At 72.4% G+C, this 11,349-nt stretch carries 8 protein-coding genes; 1 reads left to right on the top strand and 7 read right to left on the bottom strand.

Going from position 1 to position 11,349, the window contains the following annotated elements; all coding sequences use genetic code 11:
• Nucleotides 1–517 precede the first annotated feature (517 nt).
• The 4 genes from AB0A74_RS41235 to AB0A74_RS41250 form a co-directional block, all read right to left on the bottom strand.
• Nucleotides 518–3,382, bottom strand: coding sequence for a BTAD domain-containing putative transcriptional regulator (locus AB0A74_RS41235; protein ID WP_358258473.1), 2,865 nt, complete (start codon nt 3,380–3,382; stop codon nt 518–520).
• Nucleotides 3,383–3,841: 459 nt separating this feature from the next.
• Entirely contained in the window at nt 3,842–4,492 is a 651-nt protein-coding gene (locus AB0A74_RS41240; RefSeq protein ID WP_358258475.1) for a DedA family protein, read from the bottom strand.
• Nucleotides 4,493–4,760: 268 nt separating this feature from the next.
• Nucleotides 4,761–4,952, bottom strand: a complete 192-nt coding sequence (locus AB0A74_RS41245; RefSeq protein ID WP_343934410.1) for a DUF397 domain-containing protein — start codon at nt 4,950–4,952, stop codon at nt 4,761–4,763.
• Between the two features lie 4 nt (nt 4,953–4,956).
• Nucleotides 4,957–5,817 carry a helix-turn-helix transcriptional regulator gene (locus tag AB0A74_RS41250; protein WP_358258477.1) on the bottom strand — a complete coding sequence of 287 codons (861 nt, stop codon included), beginning with the start codon at nt 5,815–5,817 and terminating at the stop codon, nt 4,957–4,959.
• Nucleotides 5,818–5,979: 162 nt separating this feature from the next.
• On the opposite strand from AB0A74_RS41250, the gene AB0A74_RS41255 reads away from it, so the two are divergent.
• Nucleotides 5,980–6,297 (top strand): hypothetical protein, encoded by a 318-nt coding sequence (locus AB0A74_RS41255; RefSeq protein WP_358258479.1) that lies wholly within the window; start codon nt 5,980–5,982, stop codon nt 6,295–6,297.
• Between the two features lie 126 nt (nt 6,298–6,423).
• Here the strand turns inward: AB0A74_RS41255 and AB0A74_RS41260 are convergent, their stop codons facing one another.
• The 3 genes from AB0A74_RS41260 to gndA form a co-directional block, all read right to left on the bottom strand.
• Nucleotides 6,424–8,631: a SulP family inorganic anion transporter gene (locus AB0A74_RS41260; protein WP_358258481.1), complete on the bottom strand. Its 2,208-nt coding sequence runs from the start codon at nt 8,629–8,631 to the stop codon at nt 6,424–6,426.
• A 355-nt stretch (nt 8,632–8,986) separates the two neighbouring features.
• Nucleotides 8,987–9,601, bottom strand: coding sequence for a rhomboid-like protein (locus AB0A74_RS41265; RefSeq protein ID WP_358258483.1), 615 nt, complete (start codon nt 9,599–9,601; stop codon nt 8,987–8,989).
• 24 nt (nt 9,602–9,625) lie between these two features.
• Nucleotides 9,626–11,065, bottom strand: a complete 1,440-nt coding sequence (gene gndA, locus AB0A74_RS41270; RefSeq protein ID WP_358258484.1) for an NADP-dependent phosphogluconate dehydrogenase — start codon at nt 11,063–11,065, stop codon at nt 9,626–9,628.
• Nucleotides 11,066–11,349 lie beyond the last annotated feature (284 nt).

The following is an 11,349-nucleotide window of genomic DNA, read 5'->3' on the forward strand; positions in this document are numbered from 1 at the left end:
TGTGAGGAACGAGCAAAAAATTTAGCGGCACCCGGCCAAAAGTGTGGTTGGCTCCGCCAGGCCATACGGAGATGACACAAGCAAGAAGCCCCCGCTCTTTCTTTTGCTTTTCGTCATCTCCGGCGGCCTGCCCGCCGGCGAGGCTCTTTTCGCTTTGAACTCAACGCTCACGCTCTCAAGCCCTCGCTTCGCGGGTCCTCACGCAACGCGCTCCGCGCTCTCAAGCTCGGACGCGCTTCGCGCTTGGGGGCGCTCCGCGCATTGGAACGCGCGAAGCGCTCCCAAGATTAAAAGCGCCTCGCCGGCGGGCAGGCCCCCGGGGGTGGAAGGGCGTCGGTTCGTTCCCCGTACGGCCTGCCGGAGGCAACCACACTTGGGTCTTTTGTGCAACCGGTAAAGCGTGGTTGCACAAAAGACCCAAGCGCGGTTGGGCTGCGCCCAGGCCGTACGGGGAACGAACCGAGGCCCTTCCTTGGGCTGTAGAGCCCTTCAAAAGGCAAGTGCGCGGGTCGTTTGGTCAGTTCGCTGGAGTCGCGGGAGCGGTTGACCGGGTTCTTGCCAGGTGTGCCCGCACCCGGTCCGCCTCGGGCGCGTTCAACTCCGTGAACAGGGCCAACGCCCGTTGCCAATGTGCCAACGCCCCGGCCATCCCCTGTCGGTCGAACACCGTCGCCAACCGGTCGTGCGCCAGCGCCTGGTGGTACGGGCTCATCGCCGCCGACGCGATCGACAACGCCGTCCGCGCCGACGACACCGCGTCCGACAACTCGCCCGACTCCATCAACACCGCCGCCAAGTCGACGTGGCACGTCGACTCACCGCACTGCTCCCCCACCTCGCGGTACATCTCGACGGCCGCCCGCAGCCACTTCTTCGCCTCGTCGTACCGGCGCTTCGACAGGAACAGCAACCCCAGGTTGTGGTGGGCCGTCGCCTCCGCCCAGCGGGCGCCGGCTGTCCGCGAGACCTCCAGCGCCTCGCGGTAGAACCGTTCCGACTCGTCCAGCCGGCCCAGCCCGTGCAGCATGTCCGCGACCGTCGTCAACGCCCTCGCCTGGGCGCTGACGTCCCCGCTGCCCCGCGCGACCTCCAGCGCCTCGCGCAGCCGCTCCAACGCCTCGTCGGTCCGGTGGAACTGGTTGAGCGCCACGCCCAGGTTGAACAGCGTCACGAACCGGGCCTCGGGGTCGCCGAGCGACGTCGCCGCCCGCATCGCCGCCTCGGTGGTCCGCAGCCACGTCGAACGGTCCGTCCGCAGCCAGAAGAACCGCGACAACGTGTACGGCAGCTGCCACGCGTGCACCAGCCACGCCCGGTCCGTGCCCTCGCCGGCCAGTTCGGCCGCCGCGATGATGTTGCCCTGCTCGGCGTCCAGCCACGCGATGGCGTCGCCGGAACCGGTCAGGCGCGGCACCTCCAGCGGCACCAGTTCGGGCGCGACCCGCACCGAACCCCGGCCCACGGGCAGCAGGCCGTCGGCCAGGTCCGCGCAGTGCAGGTAGAAGTCCAGCATCCGGCTGGTCGCCTCGTGGCGCTCCTCGGGAGCCAGTTCGGCGGCCAGCGTCCGGGTGTAGACGCGGACCAGGTCGTGCGCGCCGTAGCGGCCGTTCTCGTTCACCGACAACAGGTTCGCGGCGGTCAACGCGTCCAGCGCGCGCTGCGCCTCGGACACCCGGACCCGCCCCATCGCGGCCACGACGTGGGCCGTCACGTCCGGACCCGGGTGCAGGCCCAGCAACGCCAGCAACCGCGCCGGCAACGGGGACAGGGCGCGGCGGGAGGCGTCCAGGGCGGCCCGGACGGTCGAGTCCTCGTCCTCCAACCCCAGCGCGGCCAGCCGGCCGTGCTCGTCGTCGAGTTCGGCGACCAGTTCCGCCGCGCGCAGCGACGGGGACACCGCCAGGCGGGCGGCGGCGATGCGCAGGGCCAGCGGCAGGCCGTCGCACAGCACCGCCAGGCGGCGCAGCGCGCCGACCTCCGCGCCGTCGCGGCCCGCGACCCGGCCCAGGACCTCGACGGCCGCGTCGGTGTCGAGCATGTCCAGTTCGACCAGCTTGGCCTCGGCGTGCGCCACCAGGCCGACCAGCCGCCGCCGGGACGTCACCACGACGCACGACGGCGAACCCGGCAGCAACGCCATCAGCTCGGTCGAACCGCGGGCGTTGTCCAGCATCACCACCATCCGCCGGTCGGCGACGAGCGTGCGGAACAGCGCCGACCGCTCCTCCACGGTGACCGGGATGTCCGCCGACGGGACGCCGAGCGTGCGCAGGAACCGGTTGAGCACCTCGCCCGCACCCAGCGGCTCCTGGTTCGGGTCGTAGCCGTGCAGGTCGATGTAGAGCTGGCCGCCGGGGAACTCGTCGCGCACGCGGTGCGCCCAGTGCAGGGCCAGAGCGGTCTTGCCGACGCCCGCCGGGCCGGTCACCACCAGCACCAGCCCGCCGGACGGGTGCGCGGCCAGCAGGCCGTCGAGCTTGGCCAGCTCGGCGTCGCGGCCGATCAGGGAGACGGGAGCGCGCGGCAGCTGGGCCGGGGTGGTCGGCAGGGCCGGTTCGGCGGGCTGCGGCGGGATCACCATCGGGCGGGTGGGGCGTTCGGGCTCGGGGTTCTCCCCGGCGAGCACCGCTTGCTGGAGCCGGCGCAGCTCGGGGCCGGGTTCGACGCCCAGCTCCTCCACCAGCACCCGGCGCGCCTCGCGGTAGACGGCCAGCGCCTCGGCCTGCCGGCCCGCCTGGCACAGCGACCGCATCAGCAGGCCGTGCACGCGTTCGCGCAGCGGGTGCTCGGCGACCAGCGCGGTCAGCTCCTGCACCAGTTCGGAGCCGCGCCCGATGAGCAGCAGCAGCTCGGCCCGCTCCTCCAGCACGGCCAACCGGCGCTCGCCCAGCCGACCCCGTTCGACCTCGGCGAACAGGCCCGTGACGCCGCCGAGCGGTTCGCCGCGCCACAGCGCCAGCACCTCGTCCAGCACGCGGGCGGCGGCTTCGAGGTCGCCGGTGGACCGCAGGCGGCCGGCGGCGACGACACCGCGTTCGAACGCGTCCAGGTCCACCGCGGCCGGGTCGACGCGCAGCAGGTAGCCGTCGCCGACGGAGGTCAGCGTCTCGGCGGGGGCGCGGCGGGCGCGGCTGGGTTCCAGGGCGCGGCGCAGGCCGGCCACGTAGGTCTGGACGAGGTTGACCGCGCTGCTCGGGGTGGCGTCACCCCACACGGCCTCGATGATGTGGTCCCGGCTGACCGGCGTGTTGCGGGCCAGCAGCAGCACCGCGAGCACGGCGCGCTGCTTGGCGGCGCCCAGGTCGACTTCCCGGCCGCCGCGCAAAACCCGGAGCAGGCCGAGCACCTCGAACCGCAAGGGCTCCCCGCCGTCGTACTCCACCGACCGATCCTTCGCCGAAGGGCTCTAGCTCACCAGCTCACGACGAGCCTGGGAGATCACTTCAGTACGACTCCAGTCGCGCTGTAGACCGCATTCTTACGCTATGCGTGTCCGACCAACCACACAGGGCGAACCCCGGTGGGGAAGGTTGGGCCAGACAGCGGAACATCCGCTGCTCTCCGAGAACGACGAGGGCCGGCCGGCGTGCAAGGGGCATCCAGCCCGCGGCGGCGGAACGCCGGCCCGCCCTCGTCCCCTCGAACGTTCCCATGGGCGGTGCCATCCGGTAGGGGGTGGCTCTCGTCCGTTGCCCTCCCCCAGTGGAAGGGGCCGCGCCCGGGACCCGAACCCCCGGTCGCGGCCCCTTCGACCATGTCGGGGGGCGTACGCGGCTCCGCTCGACAGCCGAAGCCGACTGCCAACCGGGCCGCGCCCCCTCGGCCAACCGGGACACCCGCGTCAGGCGACCTCTTCCAGTTCCTTGGCCTCCGCCGCACCGGCGGCGGCCTTGCGGCGCTTGCGCAGGAAAACGATCACGCCCACCGCCACCGCCAACCCCATCAAGACCCACATCACGCCGTTGAACACCGACTCGATGTACTTCGCCGACGCCCCCGCCGCCGAGCCAATCCCGATGTGCAGCGCCGACCAGCACACCGCGCCCGCGATCGACGCCGGCAGGAACCGCCGGTACTCCAGCTTCGACGCCCCCGCCGACGCGGGCACCAGGGTGCGCACCACCGGCATGAACCGCGCGAAGAACACCGCCCACGCCCCGCGCCGCCGCAGCAGCTCACCGGCCTTGTCCCAGTGCTCCTGCCCGATCTTGCGCACCACCCCGCTCTCCCTCAGCCGGTCGCCGTACCGCCGGCCCAGGTAGTAGCCGATGCTGTCGCCCACCACCGCGCACACCGACACCACCAGCCACATCACCAGGAACCGGGGCACGCTCGTCACCGTCGTGGACGCGAGCAGCAGCGCGCTCTCCCCGGGCGCGATGAACCCGACCCCCAGGGTGCACTCGGCCAACGTCAGCGCGCCGGTCACCGCCAGCACCGCCGGCTGCGGCAGCCCCGCCAGCCCCTCCAACGCGTCGGTCAGCAACGCCATGTCTTCTCCCCCAAGGTGCTTCAACCCACAGCCGCGCAGATCTTGCCCGATCGGGTGAACGCGGCCAACGCCGTGGAGGTGAACACCGGTGAGCGCAAGACCCGACCCGACTCCACCACCCTGTCGGGCGAACAGTTCACCGGATCGGTTGGAGCCGGCACATCGGACCCTGGTCTACGGCCCGTCAGACCAAGGTCGTACGGGTCCCCTTGACCAAAGTCAGGGGGCGGACCCCGAACGAGATCCGCCCCCCGCGCCGCGGCGCCGCTCAGCGCTCGTCGTAACGGCCTCTCTTGGCCACCTCGACGAACCGCCACCACTGCGTCGAACCGAAGCTCAACGCGCCGGCGCCGCGGTTCTTCGAATCGCGCACGGCGGCGCCCGCGCCGTTCAACGCGATTTCCACGCACTCCGGCCCGGAGGCGGACGAACGCTTGCTCTTGCGCCATTCCTGCTGCATGGGGTCACTCCCGGTCGGCGGAGAGTTCGCGGGCGACCCGCTCGATGAAGGCCGCCGACTCCGCCGTGCCGAGGGACGCCGAAGCCAATCGCGCGAACATGTCGGAATACCTCGCGACATCGGACGGCTGTTCCAGGTAGACGTCACTGCGCGGGCTTTCGATGTATACCACGTCCGGATCGGACTCCCCGGGAAATGTCAGGATGACGAACGGCCCGTCGAGCGCAGCGTGACCGCCTGAACGGAATGGCGCCACCTGCAGGGTGACGTTCTCCAGCCGCCCGACTTCACGCAGTTTCCGCAATTGTGCGCCCATCACGTCCGCACCGCCGACGAGCCGGCGCAACGCGGCCTCGTCGATCACGACGTGCAGGGTGAGCGGGTCGTCGCCGTGCAACAGCGCCTGGCGGGCCTTGCGCAGCGCGACGCGGCGGTCCACCTCGCCGGGCGGGGCGTCGGGCAGCACGTCGGCGATCAGCGCGCGGGTGTAGGCCTCGTGCTGGAGCAGGCCGGGGATCATCAGGCCCTGGTAGGTGCGGACGGTGTCGGCGTCGGCCTCGAACCCGATGTAGCGGCCGGGCACGATGTCGCCGAACTCGTCCCACCACGCCTTGCGCCGGGCCTCGCGCGCGAGCTGGACCAGCTCCTCCAGCGTGGCCGGGTCCGCGCCGTACGCGCCGAGCATGTCGCGGACGTCCCGGGGCGTCACGCCGACGCGGCCGGTCTCGATGCGGCTGATCTTGGACGCGGAGCACTCCAGGCGCTCGCCGACCTCCTCGATGGTGAGCGACGCGGCTTCCCGGAGCCTGCGCAGTTCGCTGACCAGTCGGCGCTTGCGCAGCGTCGGGCTCCCGCCGCGTGCCATCGGCGCACCTCCTCGTGTGGTCCCCACGGAAGTGTGTGGCCGCCTGCACACGGAGCAAAGAGACGTCATCCATTCGTGTAGTGCAACTTGCAGACCGCCGGTCGCCGCAAGCAGGCTGCTCCTCGGACACCCACCACGCGAGGCCCGGAAGGAGCGCTGAAGATGTCCACGACGGTCTTCAGCCAGCTCGACAAGTCGCTGCACGAGCACCTGGCCACCCTGGTGCGCCTGTCGGCGACCGCCGACGACGACACCGCCGTGGAACTGGCCCGCTCGGAACTGCCCCGCGTGGTGGCCGCCCTGAAGGCGCTGCTGGACGAGCACACCCCCGACGAGCACGGCCGCTGCCCCACCTGCCGCACGCGCCGGTTCAGCCGGCGGCTGCCCTCGCCGTGCCGCGCCTACCTGGGCGCGCAACTGGCGTTGACGGTGTCGGCGGAGTCGCCGGGCCTGCACCGCCACGTCCGCAGCGCCGTGTGACACCCCACGAGCCAGGTCGGGCGACGCGCCTCCCCCCGATGATCGAGCCCCCCTCAGCGCCGCCCGACCGCACCCGCGGCGGAACCGACCCCGCACCCCCGACCGGGGCCGGTTCCGCCGCGGGACCTACGCCTTGACGACCGGTTCCAGGCCGTCGCGCTCCGGGTCGACCAGGTAGACCCGCGCCTGCGAGATGTCGAAGTACATCCCGACCAGCCGCAGCGCACCCGCCCCCACCGCCTCCCGCACGCTCGGGTACGCCATGAGGTTGTCCAGCTGCTGCGCCACGTTCGCGACCGCGAGCCGCTCCACCGCCGGCAGGTCCGACGACCCCGTCGCGTGGAACCGGATCAGGCTCGGCTCGGCCGCCCGCAACCACGACCGCAGCTGCGACCCCGGCCGCGCGGACCCGGTCACCAGGGCCTTCATCGCGCCGCAGTCGGAGTGCCCGCACACCGCGATCGTCTCGACCGCCAGCACCTCCACCGCGTACTCGACGGCCGCGCCCACCGAGTCGTCCCCGTCGACGGGCACCAGGTTGCCGATGTTGCGCACGCAGAACAGGTCGCCGGGGCCGCTGGTGGTGATCAGGTTCGGCACCACCCGCGAGTCGGCGCACGTGATGAACAGCTGCCGGGGCCGCTGCCCGCGCACGGCCAGCTCCGCCAGGAACGGTCGGACCAGGGGCGCGGCGGAGCGCTCGAACTCGTGCATCCCGCGGATCATCGGGTCGGCGTCCTCGCGCGGCCGGGGCAGGGTCACCGCCCGCCGGCGCTGCCAGTGCGACCACGGCGCGAACCACCGCGGCAGCGGCGACAGCGGCGTCTTGCGCAGGGCCGGGATGCCGCGCGTCGCCTTGGAGAACCACGTGTCGTGCACCTCGTCCACGTACACGTGCCCGCCCAGCCGCACGTAGCCGGCGCGCCAGTCGTCGATCGCCTCGAACGCGCCGTGGTCGAGGAAGTCGATGTGCAGCTCCAGCACCACCTTCTGCCCCAACGGGATCGCGCGCAGGTCCCGCACCAGCCGGCCGACGCCGAGGAACACCAGCGACCCGCGGATGACCACGCGCCACCCGTCCGGCTCCTCGACCACCCGCACCGAGCTGTGCGTCAGCCGGTAGAGCGACCGCAGCGCCGCCGCCGCGACGCCCAGCAGCACGCCCTCCACCAGGCCCAGCGCCACGACGCCCAGCCCGGTCACCGCGTACGCGCCGAACTCGCCGTGCCGCCACAACGTCCGCATCCGCCGCACGTCCACCAGCCGCACGCCGACGACGAGCAGCACACCCGCCAGCGCGGCCAACGGGATCAGCTCCAGCACCGACCCGAGGGCCAGCACGAACACCGCGATCCACACGCCGTGCAGCACCGCCGAGGCCCGCGTCCGCGCGCCGGCCGCCACGTTGGTCGAGCCGCGCGCGATGCCGCCGCTGACCGGCAGCCCGCCCAGCGACCCGGCGACCGCGTTCGCCACGCCCTGCGCCACCAGCTCCCGGTCGAGGTCGGCGCGCGGCCCGTCGTGCAGCTTGTCCACGGCCACCGCGGACAGCAGCGACTCGACCGCGGTCACCACGGCGACGGCCAGCACGGCGAAGGCGATGCCCCAGAACGTCCCGCTCGGCATCTGCGGCAGCACGACCTGGTCCAGCGCGTCGGCGGGCAGGTCCACCCGGGCCACGTCCATGCCGGCGCCCACGAGGGTCGCCACCAGCACCGCGACCAGCGGCGCGGGCACGTAGGACGAGCGCGGCACCTTCGGCCACAGCACCAGCACCGCCACCGCGACCAGCCCGACGACCAGCGCGGAGGAGTCGAAAACGTCGAACGTCCGCGCCAGGTTCACCCACACCGTGGACCCGGGCTGCCCGCCGAGCACCACGACCAACTGGCCGATCGCGATGGTCACGCCGATGCCCGCGAGCAGCCCGTGCACGACGGCCGGCGACAGCGACAGCGCGACCCGGCCGACCCGCGTCAGCCCGCACACCACCTGCACCAGGCCCGCGCCGACGGTGATCAGCGCGGTGGCGGCCCACCCGTACTCGGCGATGATCCCGCCGGTGATCAGCACCATGCCCGCGGCCGGCCCGCTGACCTGCATCGGCGCGCCGCCCAGGGCGCCCGCCACGATGCCGCCCACCGCGGCGGAGATGAGCCCGGCGATCAGCGGCGCGCCGGTCGCGGCGGCGAAGCCCAGCGACAGCGGCACGGCGATCAGGAACACCACGAGCGAGGCGGGCACGTCGTACCGCAGGACGGCGGCGAGCCCTTGCGGAGGACCGGCGGTGGTGTGCTCGCCGGCGTGGGACTTGTTGGGGCGCGGTCGGTTCATCGGACTTTCCTCTCGGGACAAACGGGGACCGCCCCTCGCGCCGGGGTGGCGCGGGGTGTGGCGGAAGAGGGGCCTAGGCGCGCGGCGCGGCGGCGGAACGGGTCTGACGCGGCGCTAAGGGCGGCACGCGGTGCGGCCGGTAGGCGTCGAGCAGTGGCTCGGCCTCGGCGCGGTCGTGGGGAGTCGCCACGGTGGCACCTCCGTGTCGGCGCACAGGGGGTCGGCACAGGGGGGACCGCCAGCCCGCGTCACGCGGCTCGCGTCCCCTCCATGATGACGACGATGTGGCGCGCCTGACAGCGGTTCCACCCGGTCGTGTTGATCTTCGACCCGGCCGTTACAGCAGGTGACGGGCTTACCGCCCGACCGACGCGTAGACCCGGTGAACGGCGAACGCCCCGCAACCCGATCCGATGAACGCGGCGGCTACGTGACCGACCGCACCGAACTCGGGCACCAGCCCGTACCAGTCGGCGGTCAGCAGGGGGTACGCCACGACGAGGCCCATCCACGGCCCGCGCAGCACCATCGGCAGCAACACCGTCACCGCGCCCGCGGCGGCGAAGGCCACGTAGCTGACGCCGAGGTCGGTCACGTGGGTCAGGTCGGACGGGTACGCGCCGGCGGCGATGACCGCGGTGGTCACCAGGGTCGCGCCGACGTGCCCGACGACCGCGAGCGCGACCGCCCGCCACGCCCCGACCTCGCGCTCGAACGCGCCCAGGCACACGGCCACCGCCGCCAGGACCAGCACGGTGAACACCAGCGGGTCGGCGGGGTCCAGCACGAACGCGCTGCCCAGCAGGGCGTTCACCGGGTGGTCGGCGAGGTTGGCCGGGTTGGTGCTCAGCGACTCGCGGACCTGCGCCGTCATCCCGTCGGCGAACACGAACCGCATGAGCAGGGCGAGCCCCGCCACGGCGAGCAGGTAGCCCGCCGTGACGGGGTGGCGCCGGAAGCGTTCACGCACCCGGCCATGGTCGAGCCGGTGGGGTCAGGCGTCCACCTGAGAACGGTCACCTGACCAGAGAGTGTGAAAACTGCCCGCCCGATCGGTGCGCCGGTAGGTGTGCGCGCCGAAGAAGTCGCGCAGCCCCTGCACGAGCGACGCGGGCAGCCGCTCCGAGCGCAGGCCGTCGTAGTAGGCCAACGCGGACACGAAGCCCGGCGCGGGCACCCCCGCCGTCACGGCCTTCACCACGACCCGCCGCCACGCCTCCTCGGCGCTCTTGACCGCGTCGCGGAAGTAGTCGTCCACCAGCAGCGAGGCCAACTCGGGGTTCTTGTCGTAGGCCTCGCGGATCCGGTCGAGGAACCGCGCCCGGATGATGCAGCCGCCCCGCCAGATGGTCGCCATCGCGCCCAGGTCGAGGTCCCACCCGTACTCGGCGCTCGCCGCGCGCATCTGGTCGAAGCCCTGCGCGTAGGCGACCACCTTGGACGCGTACAACGCCTGCCGGACGTCCTCCACAAGGGACTCGTCGGGCTGCGCGGTCACCTGGGACGCCCCGAACGCCTCCCGCACGGCCCGCCGCTGGTCCACCCGACCGGACAGGGAGCGCGCGAACACGGCCTCGGCGATCCCGGTCACCGGGACGCCCAGCTCCAGCGCCTCCTGCACGGTCCAGCGCCCGGTGCCCTTCTGCTCGGCCTCGTCGGCGATCACGTCCACCAGCGCCGCGCCGGTGTCCGGGTCGGTGTGCCCGAGCACCTCGGCGGTGATCTCGACCAGGTAGGACTCCAGGTCGCCGGTGTTCCAACCGCGGAAGACGTCGGCGATCCGCGCGGGGGTCTGCCCGCCGACGCGGTGCAGCAGGTCGTAGGCCTCGGCGATGAGCTGCATGTCGGCGTACTCGATGCCGTTGTGCACCATCTTCACGAAGTGCCCGGCCCCGTCCGGTCCGACGTGGACGCAGCACGGCACACCGTCCACCTTGGCCGAGATCGCCTCCAACACCGGCCCGAGGTGCTCGTAGGACTCCTTCGACCCACCCGGCATGATCGACGGCCCGTTGAGCGCGCCTTCCTCACCGCCGGAGATCCCGGTGCCGACGAAGTGCAACCCGGCCTCGCGGAGCGCGGCCTCACGACGGCGGGTGTCGGCGTAGTGCGCGTTGCCACCGTCGATCACCATGTCGCCGGCTTCGAGCAACGGGACCAACTCGTCGATCACGGCGTCGGTGGGCGCGCCTGCCTTGACCATGATGATGATCTGCCGGGGTCGCTGGAGGCTGTCGACCAGTTCTTGCAACGTCTCGGCGGGCACGAAGTCGCCTTCGTGGCCGTGGTCGGCGATCAGCGCTTTGGTGCGAGCGGTGCTGCGGTTGTGCACGGCGACGCGGAAGCCGTGCCGGGCGAGGTTGCGGGCGAGGTTGCTGCCCATGACGGCGAGCCCGGTGACGCCGATCCGCGCGGGAGCCTCGGAGTTGGTCATCTGCACAGCCTGCCCCAACCCGCCACCCACGCGCACGCCCCGACGACCCTTGTTCCGCAGATGACGTCGAGTCGCCACCCACCACCCGAACCCACGCCCAAGCCCTCGACCCACAGCCTCCCCACACCCGCCCGCACTCCCACCCCCCACACTCAGCACGCCGCTTTCGCGCCACCGGCGCGCTTTTGAAGGGCTATTTAGCCCAAGGAAGGGCCTCGGTTCGTTCCCCGTACGGCCTGGGCGCAGCCCAACCGCGCTTTGGGGTTCTTGGCAACCAGCTTTTC

The organism is Saccharothrix sp. NPDC042600 (assembly GCF_040647305.1).
GTDB lineage: Bacteria > Actinomycetota > Actinomycetes > Mycobacteriales > Pseudonocardiaceae > Actinosynnema > Actinosynnema mutabilis.